The sequence below is a fragment of the Mesorhizobium sp. CC13 genome (assembly GCF_039907765.1).
GTDB lineage: Bacteria > Pseudomonadota > Alphaproteobacteria > Rhizobiales > Rhizobiaceae > Aminobacter.
The window spans coordinates 39,913-53,347 of the sequence record NZ_JARDJI010000025.1 but is presented as its reverse complement, the minus strand read 5'-3'; the positions used below and the strand labels follow the sequence as shown (position 1 = coordinate 53,347).

Genomic DNA, 13,435 nt, shown 5'->3' with positions numbered 1-13,435 from the left:
GGCGGCGGCGGTGGCGGCGGCGGCGGTGGCGGCGGCGGCGGTGGCGGCGGCGGCGGTGGCGGCGGCGGCGGTGGCGGTGGCGGCGGCGGCGGTGGCGGCGGCGGCGATCACCATCACCCGAATTCGGGCGCCGGTAACGGCGGTGAAGGTGCCGACGGCGAACACGGCGACACCGATCCCGGAAACTCGGGTGGCCACAACAAGGCGCCTGACGTGCCTCCCGGACAGAACAAGGATTGATCGGCGCCCGGCATCTGCCGCTCCGGGCCTATGCAATGCAGGACGCTCGGAGGCCTAGCCTCCGAGCGGGCAGGCGGGCCATGCCTGAGCCTGGAGCTGCAGCGGCCGAGTGAATGCGAAACACCAGGGCGCCGGCCTGACCGCCGGCGCCTTGATGCGTCCATGCCCTGACAACTGACAGCACGGTCATGCACGCGACGGTTGTTTCCGCCGTAGCATTCCCGGGAAGAACGATCCCTCCTACTAATCAGTCGATATGACGGACTTCGCCCTACATTCGCACTGAAACCGGCTATGCCCCTGCATATGCAACCGGCTCGCGGCTATTTTAGCCCCAACTTCTATGCAATCGATGCTTATCCCTCAAAATTTTCCTTTCATTGAGTTTTGAACTTTCTTGCGTGACCAGTCGGCACGGATGATCCCACGGCCGGACTTTACATAAAAAACTCAAAATATACGCAAACAACGCAAGATAATATTTTCCTGAATGCTGCAACCACCTGCGCAACAACTACGATGTATGAGGACGAAATTTTGCGACCCTGCGCCAATTAATAGGAAATTAACCATAGGGGAGCACCGTCACACCAGAGAATGCGGACTCTGAGCCTCTAGGGGGTGGCGAATGAGATACTGCTGGCAAGCTGTCGGCCTCGTTGCGTTGGCCGGCATGACGCAGGCATCCATGGCTGCGACGCAAGGCGTCATCTTCAACGGCAACGTCACGGCCACCTGCACGCTCGTCATCAACAGCAACGGCACGATGACCGTCAGCGCCGGGCTCCAGTCGATGAGCTCGCAAAACGCCGGCGGGTCGCCCGGATCGGTCGCGCTCGCGACCACCGGCGGCGTCACGCTCAGCGTGGACGCGGTTGCCTCGCCGACAGTGCCTGCGGGCGATACGACGCCGACGACCTGGACACCCACCTATTCGTCGGCGGGCGCCCACGCAATCAGCGAGACCGGCTCGTCGACCCCCCTCACGGTCCCGGGGCTGTCCACCGTGTCGGTGAATCTGACCGGTACCAAGAGCGGGGCCAACAGCTTCACCAGCGGGGCCTACCAGGCCACCGTGGTCCTGCGCTGCGAATAGGCATGACGGGAGGGACGGCATGAGATCCATCTTCCTTCTTCCCCTGGTTGCCGCGGCACTGGCGAGCCCTGCAGCGCTGGGACAGTCGATGTCGCCGATGCGCGGCGAGGTGAGCAGCTTCACCGGCGCCTTCGCCGTCCGCGTCTACCCATCCAATCCCTACGGCCACAAGATCCGGATCGACGTCCGCGTCTATGACCAGGACTTCCAGCCGGTGAAGGCCGAAATCGCGCCGAACAGCTTCATGCTGGGATCCGAAGCATCGAGACCTGTCCTCGTCGTCATTCCGTTCGACGGCGCCTCCGAGCGTAAAGTGCGTATCTGTACCGAAAGCGTCCCATTCCCCGGCGAGCAAACGCAGATAAGGGCACAGATATGCGGGAAATTCCTTGGACAGCGACGCTCCTGACCCTTGCCCTCTTCGCCCTGCCCGGCACGGCACTGGCCGAGGAAACCTACAACTTCAACCAGAACCAGACCGGGTTCACGTTGCCGGGCGTGACCCTGCCGCAGGGCCAGGACGAGGTCCGCGCCGCCGACGGCACCACCTGCCGCTCGGCCGTCTCGGGATCGGGCGCCTACCTCGACGTCGGCGTGATCCAGGGCAACAACCGGTCCAACAACGACCTCGCCACCTATGGGCGCGTCGTCATACCGATCGGCCGCACGCCCAAGCGCCTGGACTGCTCGAAGCTCTATGAACTCGAGGTGGCCCGGCTGCAGCTGGAACTCAAGCTGCTGAAGATGGGGCTGAGTGGACAAGGCGAGACGACCGGCGCGATCGCCGCGAAATCCGGCTGGGCCGACACCGGCTGGACCGACGGCAGCAAGCAGAAATAGGCGGCCGGACCATGCGGCGGGCTCCGGCGATGTCATTGCGGTTAGCGTCGGTCGCGGCCGCGGCTCTGCTCGGCACCGGCCTCAGGGCCTCCGCGGCCATCATCGGCACCTGCACCATCATGGTGCAACAGCCCGGTACGATCATAGCCAACCCGACCATCTCCACCCTCGCCTCCACCCAGGCGGGCGGCTCGGCGGCATCGGTCAGCGTCACCACCAACTCGCTCCTGTGCACGATCCTCAACCTGCTCGATTGCTACGGCCTGTCGGCGCCGGCGCCGGCCAGTTTCCTCTCGGCGCCGAGCGGCGGCGACGCCAATGTCAGCTTCAGCAGCACCTACACCGTCGACGGCGTGACCCGCGCCGGCGGCATCGTCACCCGCCTGCCGAACGGGACCAAGACCGTGACCGTGGATCTTGCGGCGACGAAGTCGACCGGCATCTTCCCGGCCGGCGCCTACCAGGCCGAAGTGACGGTTCGCTGCGAATGAGCCACGCCATCTGGAAAAGCCCGCAGGAGGCGCTATAGCTTCCGGTGTCCAGCAGGAGAGTGCCGTGATCACCGTCGTCGGGTCCATCAATCTTGATCTCATCGCCACCGTCAACCGTCTGCCGGGCGCCGGCGAAACCGTCCCCGGAGGCGAATTCAAGTCGGCCCCGGGCGGCAAGGGTGCCAACCAGGCGCTCGCCGCGGCGCGCGCCGGGGCAAAGGTGCGCATGGTGGGTGCCGTGGGCAAGGATGCATTCGCGGGCGAGGCGATCGCCTATCTCAAGGACGGCGGCGTCGACCTGTCGGGCGTCGCCGAGATGCACGCCGCCACCGGCATCGCGCTGATCCTCGTCGGCGCCGACGGCGAGAACATGATCGCGGTCGTGCCGGGCGCCAACGGCACGGTCGTGCCGGGAGACCTCGCCAAGGCACAATTCAAGAAGGGCGACGTCGTGCTGCTCCAGCACGAGATCCCGCTGTCGACGGTGGATGCGGCTCTCGACGCCGCGCGCCAGGCCGGCGCCGTGACCCTGCTCAACACCGCCCCCTTCCGGGCCGAGGCCGCAGGCTTCGTCGGCAAGGCCAACTATGTCATCGCCAACGAGACCGAGTTCGACCTCTACGCCGAAGCCCTCGGCCTGCCGGCGGGCGCAAGGCAGGCGCGCATGCGGGCCTTCGCCCGCCGCACCGGGGCGACCGTGATCGTCACGCTCGGCGGCGACGGCGTGGTGGCTGCCGCGGGCGACGACTTCGTCCACGTCGATGCGCTCAAGATCAAGCCGGTCGACACGGTGGGCGCCGGCGACACCTTCTGCGGCTATCTCGCCGCGGGCCTGGCCGCCAAGCTCGACCTCAAGGACGCGCTCCGGCGCGCAGCGGCGGCGGGTTCGCTCGCCTGCCTCAAGCCCGGCGCCCAGCCGTCCATTCCGATGGCCGCCGAGGTGGCCGACGCAATCGAGGATTGAGCCAGGCGGCGTCTGGACACGCGGCGGCGCGGCGTGCTTAGTCATGGCGACCCATCGGAGGAGTGGCCATGTCGCTTGAACTCTACGTCGCCTATGTCCTTGCCTGCATCGTCATCGTGCTGGTGCCGGGCCCGACGGTCACCCTGATCATCGCCTCCAGCATGCGCCACGGCACCCGCGCCGGACTTGCTAACGTGCTGGGCACGCAGGCCGGCCTCGCCATCATGATCGCCATCGTCGGCATCGGCCTGACCTCGGCGATCGAGACGATGGGCCACTGGTTCGAATGGATACGCCTGCTGGGCGCCGCCTATCTGATCTGGCTCGGCGTCCAGATGTTCCGCTCCAGCGGAAAGCTGGCCGCAGACGGGTCCGCCAGGAAACCCCGGGGCGGCTTCTTCCTGCAGGGCTTCCTGGTTGCGATCAGCAATCCGAAGACGCTGATCTTCTTCGGTGCCTTCTTCCCGCAGTTCATCGACGCCCGGGGCGACTACGCATTGCAGATCGTGGTGATGGGCGCGACCGCGATGCTGTTCGCGGCCGTCTCGGATTCGGCCTACGCGCTCGTCGCCGGCCGCGCCGGCAGGCTGCTGTCCGCGCGTCGCGTCCAGCTGATGTCGCGTATCAGCGGCAGCTTCCTCATCGGCGGCGGCATCTGGCTCGCCTTCTCGCGGGCCAAATAGCCCAAAAAGCAAAAGGGCGGCTCGCGCCGCCCTCGTCGTTTCCGCATCCGGCGCCGCTGCGCCGGTCCGTCTCACAAACGGCCGAGACGCTCGACCAGCAGCGCGAAGAAGCCGTCGTGGTCGATGTCGCGCATGACGGTGGCGTTCTTCGGGCGCTTGGTGACGCCCCACCAGTCGACGACCGTCATGCCCATCGTCAGCTCCGAGGCGATCTCGACCGTGACGTTGCAGTGGCGGCCCTGGAAGAGCTCCGGCTTGAGAAGGTAAGCGATGACGCACGGATCATGCAGCGGGCCGCCGTCGGTGCCGTACTTGCCCTCGTCGTAGCGCTCGAAGAACTCGAGCATCTGGGCCGTTGCGGTGCCGACGCGGGTGCCGAGCGCGCGAAACGCGTCGATGCGCTTTGTGGTGGTCAGCGCCTTGTGGGTGACGTCGAGCGGCATCATCACGATCGGCACGCCCGAGCGGAGGACCACGTCGGCGGCCTGCGGATCGACATAGATGTTGAATTCGGCCGATGGCGTGACATTGCCGCCTTCGAAGAAGCCGCCGCCCATCAGCACGATTTCCTTGATGCGCGGCGCAATCCGGGGCTCGCGGATCAAGGCGAGCGCGACGTTGGTCAGCGGGCCGAGCGGGCAGAGCGTGACGGTGCCCGCCTCCTCGCGCATCAGCGTCTCGACCAGATAGTCGACCGCGTGCTGCTCCTGCAGCTTCATCGTCGGCTCGGGCAGTTCGGGACCGTTGAGGCCGGTCTTGCCGTGTACCTCCTCGGCGGTGACCAGTTCGCGCACCATCGGGCGGATGGCGCCTGAGAAAACCTTGATGTCGGGACGGCCGGCCAGTTCGCAGATCTTGCGGGCGTTCTTTTCGGTCAACTTCAGCGGAACGTTCCCGGCAACGGCAGTAATGCCGAGAATTTCGAGCTCGGAGCTTCCGAGCGCCAGCAAAATGGCGACGGCATCGTCCTGACCGGGGTCGGTGTCGATGATGATCTTGCGCGGTTCGGGCATTTTCTTTCCTTGTTGGGCAGTTTTTTGCAGTCTTGAAGTTGCCGAAGCGGCGGACCATATCAGCAACAGGCGGAGAAATGCCACTTGGGTTTTTCCGCATTATGTCGCTCTTGGAGGACAAGCTGTAACATGAGCCGCATGACGCCCTTTTCGAGCCCGCTGCTGCTGGGCTTCGATACGATGGAAAAGACGCTGGAGCGCCTGGCCAAGACGGGCGACAGCTACCCCCCCTACAACATCGAACGCATCAGGGATGCCGAAGGGCGGGGCGAAAAGCTGCGGATTGTGCTGGCCGTCGCCGGTTTCGCCGAGATCGACCTCGACGTCACCGTCGAGGAGAACCAGCTCATCGTGCGGGGCCGCCAGAGCGACGACAGGGAACGCGAATACCTGCACCGCGGCATCGCATCGCGGCAGTTCCAGCGCTGCTTCGTGCTTGCCGACGGCATGCGGGTGACGGCGGCCGAACTGAAGAACGGTCTGCTTTCGATCGATCTCGACCGACCGGAAGCCGAACGGCTGGTACGGAAAATAAACATATCGGTAGCAGACTAAAGGTTGCCGAAGCTCTGATGCAGGGCGGCCATCATGGCGTCCTGGCTAGAAGGAGGCTGAAAATGCCCAATGCTGTCCACAAGCAGATCCTCACCGCGGGCGAACTCGCCCATCTCGGCGAAGGTTCGGTCGCCTATCTCAGGAAAGTGACCAGCGACGAACTGCGCGGCCGCTTCCCCGGCATGGCGGAGATCGCTCCCGGCCTCGAGCTGTGGGCGCTGTTTGCCGCCACCGGCGAACCGATCCTGCTGTCGGATGCGCGCGACCGCGCGCTTGCCGGGGCGATGGAAAACGACCTGACCACGGTCGCGATCCACTGACCTTGCTGCCGGCGAAATGAAAAGGGCCGCACTGGGCGGCCCCTCCGAACTTTTTTTCCCGACAAACCAATCAGGCCGCGTGCGACGCCGGCGCTTCCGACAACAGCGCATGGATGGCGGCCGCGTCGCGCGTGCCGCGGACCTTGGCGACGGTGTCCGCGTCGCGCAGCACGCGGGCGATGCGCGACAGCGCCTTGAGATGATCGGCGCCCGCCCCTTCGGGCGCCAGGAGCAGGAAGACGAGGTCGACCGGCTGGTCGTCGAGCGCCTCGAAATCAACCGGGGTTTCGAGTCTCGCGAAGACGCCGGTGATGCGCTTCACGCCGGCGATCTTTCCATGCGGGATGGCGATGCCGTTGCCGACACCGGTCGACCCCAGCCGTTCGCGCTGAAGTATGGTGTCGAACACCTCCCGCTCGGGGATGCCGGAGATCGATGCGGCCCGTTCGGCGAGAAGTTGCAAGAGCTGCTTCTTCGAGTTCGCCTTCAAGGCCGGCATGATCGCCGGTACCTCGATCAGATCACTCAGATCCATTCTGAAATATCCCTTGCTCTGCACACCGCCGCATTGCCCGTTTGCCCCGCATGCGGGCGGTGTCGACTATCCCTGGGCGACCTTTGCGGTCGAGGGATCTATCCAGCCGATGTTTCCGTCCGGCCGGCGATAGACGATGTTGAGGTGCTCGTTGCGAGCATTGCGGAACACCACGACAGGGCTGTCTTTGGTGTCGAGCTCGATGACGGCGGAAGCCACCGACATCGTCTTCAGGACCATCGTCGACTCGGCGACGATGGCAGGCGCGAAATCGCTGGGCACTTCCTCGTCGTCGTCGGCGAGCGCAGCCACCACCGAATAGGCAATGTCGGTCATGGCGCCGTTGCCGCTGCCGGAAGCGTGCGACTTCAGGCGGCGCTTGTAGCGCCGCAAGCGGGTTTCGAGCTTGTCGGCGGCCGCGTCGAACGCGGCTACCGGGTCCTGTGCGTCTCCGGTCGCCTGCAGCGACATGCCGGAATCGAGCCTCACCATGCAGTCAGCGGTGTAGCGCGACCCGGACTTCATCACGTTCACGTGTCCGGAGAAGCCGCGATCGAAATACTTGCCGATCGCTTCGCCGATGCGGTCCTGGATGCGTGTGCGAAACGCATCGCCGATGTCCATGTGTTTTCCCGAAATGCGCAGGCTCATCTGAAAACTGACCTTTTCTGTTCAGACTTCAAACTCATCCGAGTTTATACCCGTGGTCGATGCAAACAAGCGTTGGCTCGCATGGCACACCGAATTTAAGTCCGAACGCCCGGCTGTCCACCACTCGCGAAAACGGGCCGTACCCGCCCGTTCCTGCAAGGCCTGGCGGCGCCGCAATCTTGCTGGCGGGCCGGCCCCGCCTCATGCGGGCGGGCTTCTAGACACTTCATTAGGGATTGTCAATCAAGCCCCCGCCAAGCCGGCGGAACCGGCCCCGGGAGCTCACTTGCCGGCGCTTGCCATCGCCCGCTTCTCGCGCCGTCGCTGCACCGACGAGGCGATGTTCATGACCTCGCGATACTTGGCCACCGTGCGCCGCGCGATATCGACGCCGTCCTTCTTCAGGACGTCGACGATGGCGTCATCGGAGAGGACCTGGGCGGGATCCTCGTCCTCGATCATCTTGCGGATGCGGTCGCGCACGGCTTCGGAGGAGTGCGCATCGCCGCCTTCGGCCGAGGCGATCGCCGCGGTGAAGAAATAGCGCAGTTCGAACACGCCGCGCGGGGTCAGCATGTACTTGTTGGCGGTGACGCGGCTGACGGTCGATTCGTGCATGCCGATGGCGTCCGCCACCGCGCGCAGGTTGAGCGGCCTGAGCTGGCGCACCCCGTGCACCAGGAAGGCGTCCTGCTGGCGGACGATCTCGGAGGCCACCTTGAGGATGGTCCTGGCGCGCTGGTCGAGGCTGCGGGTGAGCCAGTTGGCGCTCTGCAGGCATTCGGCGAGGAAGGTGCGTTCGGCCGCATCCTTGGTTCGCGCGGTGACCTGGGCGAAGTAGACCTGGTCGACCAGGACGCGCGGCAGCGTTTCGGGATTGAGTTCCACCGTCCAGCTGCCGTCGGCCGCCTGGCGCACCTCGACGTCCGGCACGATCGTGTCGGCCGCCCCGCCGGCAAAGGCGCCGCCCGGCCGCGGGTCGAGCGCGCGGATCTCGCCCAGCATGGCCAGGAGATCCTCCTCGTCGACCCCGCAGAGGCGCTTCAGGCTGTGGAAGTCGCGCCGCGCCAGGAGCTCCAGATTGTCGACGAGCGCGGCCATGGCCGGATCGAGCCTGTCCCGGCGGGCGAGCTGGATGCGCAGGCACTCGGCGAGATCGCGGGCGAACAGGCCGGCGGGGTCCAGCCCCTGGCAGGCGGCCAGCACCTTGAGCACCAGGGCAGCCTCGACCCCGAGCCTCAGGGCGATTTCCGGCGGCTCGCCGCGAAAATAGCCCGTATCGTCGAGCCAGTCGGCCAGCTCGGCGGCCACCAGCCGTTCGACGGGATCGGAAAAGGCGAAGGCGATCTGCTCGCCGACATGATCCCCGAGCGTGACGGCCGCTGCCGCCATGTCCTCCACGTCGAAGCCATCGGACCCGCCGCCCGTGCCGCCCGTCGCAGCCGATTTCCACTGCATGGCGAGATCCGGCCCGACGCGCTCGACCGCACCCGGATCGTCCGGAAACAGATTTTCGAGCGAGGTGTCGAGCTTTTCGGAGATGGCTTCGGAGCTCCATCCGGCTTCCGCATCGAACCAGTCGTCCCCTTGGGGCGGAGCGGCCTCGGCGGCGGTCTCGATCTTCGGGAACTGCTCGCCTGTTGCGTCGTCGGGCACCTCCGCCCGTTCCAGCAGCGGATTGCGCTCGATCTCCTCGTCGATGAAACGCTCGAGCTCGGTGTGGGTGAACTGAAGCAGCCTGATCGACTGCATCAGTTGCGGCGTCATCACCAGGGACTGCGACTGCCGAAGCTGCAATTTCGCCGACAGCGCCATTCCGAGGTCTCTGCTCACCCTTCACGCAGCGGTCGCGGAACGCCGCGACCATCGCCAGGATTCAAACTGGCCCGGCTTTTGCTTGTCAAGCAGATTGGCCGTTCGTGAGGACGAACGCGCGCTTTTCACCGCAGGGTCGCAAGGCTGGCGCGCGGCTCCACCATAAGGCGACGCCGCCTTTGGGATCAGAGCGTGAAGCCTTCGCCGAGATAGAGGCGGCGCACGTCCGGATTGGCCACCACCTCGTCGGCGCGGCCATGCGTCAGCACCTCGCCGGCATGGATGATGTAGGCGCGGTCGATCAGGCCCAGCGTCTCGCGCACATTGTGGTCGGTGATGAGCACGCCGATGCCGCGCTGGGTCAGGTGGCGCACAAGCTGCTGGATGTCGGCGACCGCGATCGGGTCGATACCGGCGAAGGGTTCGTCGAGCAGCATGTAGTTGGGGCGGCTGGCAAGCGCGCGGGCGATCTCGAGGCGCCGCCGCTCGCCGCCGGAAAGCGCGATGGCCGGCGACTTGCGCAAGTGGCTGATATGGAATTCCTCGAGCAGCGAATCGAGCGCCATCTCGCGCTCCTTGCGGCTCTTCTCGACCACTTCGAGGATGGCCCGGATGTTGTTCTCGACGGTCAGGCCGCGGAAGATCGACGCCTCCTGCGGCAGGTAGCCGATGCCGAGACGGGCGCGGCGATACATCGGCATCGCGGTCACGTCGAAACCGTCGATCTCGATGGTGCCGTGGTCGACCGGCACGAGTCCGGTGACCATGTAGAAGCAGGTCGTCTTGCCGGCGCCGTTGGGGCCGAGCAGCCCGACGGCCTCGCCGGCGCGCACCCCCAGCGTCACGCCGCTGACCACCTGCCTGCCCTTGTAGCTCTTGGTGAGCCCCTTGGCGATCAGCGTGCCCTTGAACCTGCCGTTCTTGGTGCTGCTCGAAATCGCCGGCGCGGCCGGCTGCTTGCGCGCCAGGCCAGGCGTCAGACGCGACGACAGCGAGGATGCGTCAGCCATTACTTCTTCTGCGAACCCGGCGTGATCGACATCATGACGCGACCATTGCTCTTGGTGCCCTTGTTGCAGCCGTCGACCTGGGCAAGTCCCGACCTCATCTGCACCGTCAGCTTGCAGCCGACCAGCACGTTGTCGCCTTCGGACAGGACCACTTCGCTGCCCGACAGCACCAGCACCTCGGTCTTCATGTCGAACGTGCCGCGGTCGCCGGTGGCGACCTGCTTGTCGGACTTGACGTAGACCTTGTTGTCGACCTCGAGGCGGTCGATGTTGGCCGAGCCGGTCGCCGCCGAGCCCTTGCCGTCCTTGACGTAGTAGACGATCATCTTGCCCGACTTCATCACCGTCGGGCCCTGGGTCACGCTCACATTGCCGGTGAAGATCGCAAGGTTCTCCGATTCGCGGACCTCGAGCTTGTCGCTCTCGATCTGAATCGGCTGGTCCCCGGACAGCTTCAGCCCGGAGAGCCTGCTCTGGCTATCCTGGGCGAGAGCACCGCCGGCGCCCAGCGCCAAGGCGATGCCCGCCAGCGCGGCCAAGGGCCGCCAGTTATCAATTCGCCGCACTCCCGCCTCCGCTGCCATTCTGTGCCGCCTTCATCCGCGCCGGATCGATGTCCACGCGCACCCGCTTCTCGAAGACGACGACCTTTCCGTTGTCGAGCATCGACATCGAATCGGACGTGATCCGCGAACCGTCAAGACTGATCTCCACAGGTTCGGTCGTCCTCATCTGGCCGCTGCCCATGTCCAGATACGCCGATTTGAGCCTGGCTACCATCCCATCGCTGGTAGCCACCGTCACCTTTTCCGACAGATTGAGCGTGTTGCCGTCCCTGTCGTAGATGCCGCGCCCGGCATCGACCTTGGCGATGTTGTCGGCAGTGATCGGCAGGCTCGCGTCGATCCCCAGGAGCTCGACCACGTTCTGGTTGGCCGGATCCTGCACCGCGCGGTCGGCCGTCATCGAGTAGGGCAGATTGGCCTTGGTGAAGCCGCTCAACTGGGGCTTGGCCATCACCAGCTTGCCTTCCGAGAAGGCGGCGCCCTCGGCCTTTACCTGCAGCAACGGCGGCGCCATCAGATAGGCATAGCCGCCGAATGCCGCCGCAAGCAGGAGCCCGGCCAGCGGCAGCGCGCGCTTGAGGAACCTCACGCGCCGGGAATGGCGGGCGGCGCGGTCGAACGCATCGGAACGCGAAGCCGCCAGCGCGACCGCGGTCTGCGCAGCAACGCTGCTCCCGCCGCCGCTCGTCTCGATTGGTCGCGCCAACGTCAATGTCCTTCTTCGAACAGCCCGTGCCCTTGGTGCGGCACCGTCAAGCGGATGAAAGCCACGAAAATATGACCATTCGGTCAAGGAGTTACGGCCGTGCACACGCCTCCCGCGCAGCGCCGGCCGATTTACACCCCCGAATATGGCTATTTAGCTGAAAAAACCAAGCTCCCGCAACGGCACCTGCGTCAGGAAAGCGGTGGCTCTCACGCGAGCCTTGCTTTAAAAGCGCAGGCCTGCAAGCACGCGAGGCGTTTCATGACCACGAGAGCCGACGATCTGATCGACCGCCGCCGGTTGCGGCGCAAGCTGACCTTCTGGCGTGTCGCCACCCTCGCTATCGCAGCCCTCGCCATCGTCGGCATTTCGACCTGGATGGCGGGAGAGACTATACCGGGCGTCGCCACGCCCCACATCGCCAAGGTCAAGATCGAAGGCACCATCACCGAGGACGAGGACCTGCTCGAACGCCTCGACAAGATCCGCCAGTCCGCGTCGGTCAAGGGCGTCATCCTGTCCATCGATTCGCCCGGCGGCACCACCGCCGGCGGCGAGGCGATCTTCGACGCCGTGCGCAAGCTCGCCGCCGAGAAGCCGGTCGTGGCGCAGGTCGGCACGCTGGCCGCCTCGGCCGGCTACATGATCGCCTCCGGCGCCGACCACATCGTGGCGCGCAAGTCCTCGATCGTCGGCTCGATCGGCGTGCTCGTGCAGTTTCCCGACCTCACCGGCATGATGGACAAGCTCGGCGTCAAGCTCGAGGAGATCAAGTCCTCGCCGCTGAAGGCCGAACCCTCGCCGTTCAACCCGACGACCGAGCCCGAGCGGGCGATGATGCGCAGCATGATCCTCGACAGCTACGACTGGTTCGTCGGCATCGTCGCCGAGCGCCGCGCCATGTCCAAGGCCGAGGCGACCGCGCTCGCCGACGGCTCCGTCTTCACCGGCCGCCAGGCCCTCGCCAGGAAGCTGATCGACGAGGTGGGCGGCGAAGACCAGGCCATCGCCTGGCTCGGCACCAAGGGCGTCGACGCCAAGCTCGAAGTGGTGGAATGGAAGCCGAAGGACACCGGCAGCTTCTTCCTGCCGACCTCGCTGGCCAAGGCGCTCGGCCGGGCGCTGGGCATTGGCGACTTCTCGGCCGAGCTGTTTAGGGAAATGGGCGCCGACCGCTTGTTCCTTGACGGTATGCTGTCCCTCTGGCAGGCTGAAAAAGCTGCCTTAGGCAACTGAAAAACAAATAAAATCATCGGCATTACGGGGACCGCGCACATGATCAAGTCCGAACTGGTGCAAATCATCGCCACCCGCAACCCGCATCTGTTCCTGCGGGACGTGGAGAACATCGTCAGCGCCATATTCGACGAGATCACCGATGCCCTGGCCGAAGGCAACCGCGTCGAGCTGCGCGGCTTCGGCGCGTTCTCGGTCAAGAACCGCCCGGCCCGCACCGGACGCAACCCGCGCACCGGCGAATCCGTCGAGGTCGAGGAGAAGTGGGTGCCGTTCTTCAAGACCGGCAAGGAACTGCGCGAGCGGCTCAACGACACCAAGTGACCCTTCTGGGTGGGCGGCGCGGGTTTCAAACGGGAAGATAAATGTTCAACCGCTTCATGCTCATCGTGGTCCTGGTGCCCTTGGCGATCGTGCTGATCGCGCTCGCCGTCGCCAACCGCATGGCCACGCCCTTCACGCTCGATCCGTTCAATCCGGGCAATCCGGCCCTCACCATCCAGGCGCCGCTCTTCGTGCTGCTCTTCCTGGCGCTCGCCGCGGGCATCGTCATCGGCAGCGCCGTCACCTGGTTCAAGCAGGGGCGCTACCGCAAGGTCGCCCGCCAGCGCGGCCTCGAGGCCGAGAGCCTGCGCCAGGCCGCCCAGCGTCCAGCCCCGGCCCAGCAAGGCCCGGCCCTGCCGCGCCCCAACTGACCGGTCCCGCGCCGCATCT

The 13,435-nt window shown here is 65.7% G+C and carries 18 protein-coding genes; 11 read left to right on the top strand and 7 right to left on the bottom strand.

Annotated features, from left to right (window positions below):
• Positions 1-868: 868 nt before the first annotated feature.
• The 6 genes from PV773_RS22835 (at position 869) to PV773_RS22810 (ending at position 4,314) form a co-directional block, all read left to right on the top strand.
• Positions 869-1,336: a hypothetical protein gene (locus PV773_RS22835; protein ID WP_347968574.1), complete on the top strand. Its 468-nt coding sequence runs from the start codon at positions 869-871 to the stop codon at positions 1,334-1,336.
• Between the two features lie 19 nt (positions 1,337-1,355).
• On the top strand, positions 1,356-1,745 hold the full coding sequence (locus tag PV773_RS22830; protein WP_347968573.1) for a hypothetical protein: 390 nt from the start codon (positions 1,356-1,358) through the stop codon (positions 1,743-1,745).
• Positions 1,712-2,176, top strand: coding sequence for a hypothetical protein (locus PV773_RS22825; protein WP_347968572.1), 465 nt, complete (start codon positions 1,712-1,714; stop codon positions 2,174-2,176). Before PV773_RS22830 ends, PV773_RS22825 begins: the two co-directional genes overlap by 34 nt.
• Positions 2,177-2,205: 29 nt before the next feature.
• Positions 2,206-2,667, top strand: coding sequence for a hypothetical protein (locus tag PV773_RS22820; protein WP_347968571.1), 462 nt, complete (start codon positions 2,206-2,208; stop codon positions 2,665-2,667).
• 64 nt (positions 2,668-2,731) lie between these two features.
• Positions 2,732-3,631, top strand: a complete 900-nt coding sequence (locus PV773_RS22815) for a ribokinase (protein ID WP_347968570.1) — start codon at positions 2,732-2,734, stop codon at positions 3,629-3,631.
• 68 nt (positions 3,632-3,699) lie between these two features.
• Positions 3,700-4,314: a LysE family translocator gene (locus tag PV773_RS22810; RefSeq protein WP_347968569.1), complete on the top strand. Its 615-nt coding sequence runs from the start codon at positions 3,700-3,702 to the stop codon at positions 4,312-4,314.
• A gap of 71 nt (positions 4,315-4,385) precedes the next feature.
• Here PV773_RS22810 and PV773_RS22805 read toward each other — a convergent pair whose 3' ends face one another.
• Complete coding sequence (locus tag PV773_RS22805) at positions 4,386-5,327, bottom strand: nucleoside hydrolase (protein WP_347968568.1); 942 nt, start codon at positions 5,325-5,327, stop codon at positions 4,386-4,388.
• A 129-nt stretch (positions 5,328-5,456) separates the two neighbouring features.
• Between PV773_RS22805 and PV773_RS22800 the strand changes: the two genes are divergently transcribed.
• Positions 5,457-5,882, top strand: a complete 426-nt coding sequence (locus tag PV773_RS22800) for an Hsp20 family protein (protein ID WP_340041785.1) — start codon at positions 5,457-5,459, stop codon at positions 5,880-5,882.
• Positions 5,883-5,944: 62 nt separating this feature from the next.
• On the top strand, positions 5,945-6,202 hold the full coding sequence (locus tag PV773_RS22795) for a DUF1150 family protein (protein WP_340041787.1): 258 nt from the start codon (positions 5,945-5,947) through the stop codon (positions 6,200-6,202).
• Positions 6,203-6,272: 70 nt separating this feature from the next.
• On the opposite strand, the gene ptsN is transcribed toward PV773_RS22795, so the two are convergent.
• The 6 genes from ptsN to lptC form a co-directional block, all read right to left on the bottom strand.
• Positions 6,273-6,737 (bottom strand): PTS IIA-like nitrogen regulatory protein PtsN, encoded by a 465-nt coding sequence (ptsN, locus tag PV773_RS22790; protein WP_340041789.1) that lies wholly within the window; start codon positions 6,735-6,737, stop codon positions 6,273-6,275.
• A 66-nt stretch (positions 6,738-6,803) separates the two neighbouring features.
• Entirely contained in the window at positions 6,804-7,388 is a 585-nt protein-coding gene (raiA, locus tag PV773_RS22785; RefSeq protein WP_347968567.1) for a ribosome-associated translation inhibitor RaiA, read from the bottom strand.
• A 282-nt stretch (positions 7,389-7,670) separates the two neighbouring features.
• Positions 7,671-9,203 carry an RNA polymerase factor sigma-54 gene (gene rpoN / locus PV773_RS22780; protein WP_347968566.1) on the bottom strand — a complete coding sequence of 511 codons (1,533 nt, stop codon included), beginning with the start codon at positions 9,201-9,203 and terminating at the stop codon, positions 7,671-7,673.
• A 185-nt stretch (positions 9,204-9,388) separates the two neighbouring features.
• Positions 9,389-10,213 (bottom strand): LPS export ABC transporter ATP-binding protein, encoded by an 825-nt coding sequence (gene lptB, locus PV773_RS22775; protein WP_347968565.1) that lies wholly within the window; start codon positions 10,211-10,213, stop codon positions 9,389-9,391.
• The gene (locus PV773_RS22770) at positions 10,213-10,734 is read right to left on the bottom strand and encodes an LptA/OstA family protein (RefSeq protein ID WP_347968576.1); all 522 of its coding nucleotides are present in this window, start codon (positions 10,732-10,734) and stop codon (positions 10,213-10,215) included. Before PV773_RS22770 ends, lptB begins: the two co-directional genes overlap by 1 nt.
• A gap of 31 nt (positions 10,735-10,765) precedes the next feature.
• Positions 10,766-11,485, bottom strand: a complete 720-nt coding sequence (gene lptC, locus PV773_RS22765; RefSeq protein ID WP_347968564.1) for an LPS export ABC transporter periplasmic protein LptC — start codon at positions 11,483-11,485, stop codon at positions 10,766-10,768.
• A gap of 261 nt (positions 11,486-11,746) precedes the next feature.
• On the opposite strand from lptC, the gene sppA reads away from it, so the two are divergent.
• Genes sppA through PV773_RS22750 form a run of 3 tightly spaced genes read left to right on the top strand, consistent with a single transcriptional unit; the run spans position 11,747 to position 13,416 of the window.
• A complete protein-coding gene (gene sppA, locus PV773_RS22760) occupies positions 11,747-12,721 on the top strand; it encodes a signal peptide peptidase SppA (RefSeq protein WP_347968563.1) in 975 nt (324 codons plus the stop codon).
• Between the two features lie 39 nt (positions 12,722-12,760).
• Entirely contained in the window at positions 12,761-13,045 is a 285-nt protein-coding gene (locus tag PV773_RS22755; protein WP_347968562.1) for an integration host factor subunit beta, read from the top strand.
• Positions 13,046-13,086: 41 nt separating this feature from the next.
• Positions 13,087-13,416 (top strand): DUF1049 domain-containing protein, encoded by a 330-nt coding sequence (locus PV773_RS22750; RefSeq protein ID WP_347968561.1) that lies wholly within the window; start codon positions 13,087-13,089, stop codon positions 13,414-13,416.
• Positions 13,417-13,435: the final 19 nt, after the last annotated feature.

What these genes read in the sequence shown, in the direction of transcription:
- PV773_RS22835 (WP_347968574.1), top strand. Translation starts at nt 869, where the DNA reads ATGAGATACTGCTGGCAAGCTGTCGGCCTCGTTGCGTTGGCCGGCATG.
- PV773_RS22830 (WP_347968573.1), top strand. Translation starts at nt 1,356, where the DNA reads ATGAGATCCATCTTCCTTCTTCCCCTGGTTGCCGCGGCACTGGCGAGC.
- PV773_RS22825 (WP_347968572.1), top strand. Translation starts at nt 1,712, where the DNA reads ATGCGGGAAATTCCTTGGACAGCGACGCTCCTGACCCTTGCCCTCTTC.
- PV773_RS22820 (WP_347968571.1), top strand. Translation starts at nt 2,206, where the DNA reads ATGTCATTGCGGTTAGCGTCGGTCGCGGCCGCGGCTCTGCTCGGCACC.
- PV773_RS22810 (WP_347968569.1), top strand. Translation starts at nt 3,700, where the DNA reads ATGTCGCTTGAACTCTACGTCGCCTATGTCCTTGCCTGCATCGTCATC.
- PV773_RS22805 (WP_347968568.1), bottom strand. Translation starts at nt 5,327, where the DNA reads ATGCCCGAACCGCGCAAGATCATCATCGACACCGACCCCGGTCAGGAC.
- PV773_RS22800 (WP_340041785.1), top strand. Translation starts at nt 5,457, where the DNA reads ATGAGCCGCATGACGCCCTTTTCGAGCCCGCTGCTGCTGGGCTTCGAT.
- PV773_RS22795 (WP_340041787.1), top strand. Translation starts at nt 5,945, where the DNA reads ATGCCCAATGCTGTCCACAAGCAGATCCTCACCGCGGGCGAACTCGCC.
- ptsN (WP_340041789.1), bottom strand. Translation starts at nt 6,737, where the DNA reads ATGGATCTGAGTGATCTGATCGAGGTACCGGCGATCATGCCGGCCTTG.
- raiA (WP_347968567.1), bottom strand. Translation starts at nt 7,388, where the DNA reads ATGAGCCTGCGCATTTCGGGAAAACACATGGACATCGGCGATGCGTTT.
- rpoN (WP_347968566.1), bottom strand. Translation starts at nt 9,203, where the DNA reads ATGGCGCTGTCGGCGAAATTGCAGCTTCGGCAGTCGCAGTCCCTGGTG.
- lptB (WP_347968565.1), bottom strand. Translation starts at nt 10,213, where the DNA reads ATGGCTGACGCATCCTCGCTGTCGTCGCGTCTGACGCCTGGCCTGGCG.
- sppA (WP_347968563.1), top strand. Translation starts at nt 11,747, where the DNA reads ATGACCACGAGAGCCGACGATCTGATCGACCGCCGCCGGTTGCGGCGC.
- PV773_RS22755 (WP_347968562.1), top strand. Translation starts at nt 12,761, where the DNA reads ATGATCAAGTCCGAACTGGTGCAAATCATCGCCACCCGCAACCCGCAT.
- PV773_RS22750 (WP_347968561.1), top strand. Translation starts at nt 13,087, where the DNA reads ATGTTCAACCGCTTCATGCTCATCGTGGTCCTGGTGCCCTTGGCGATC.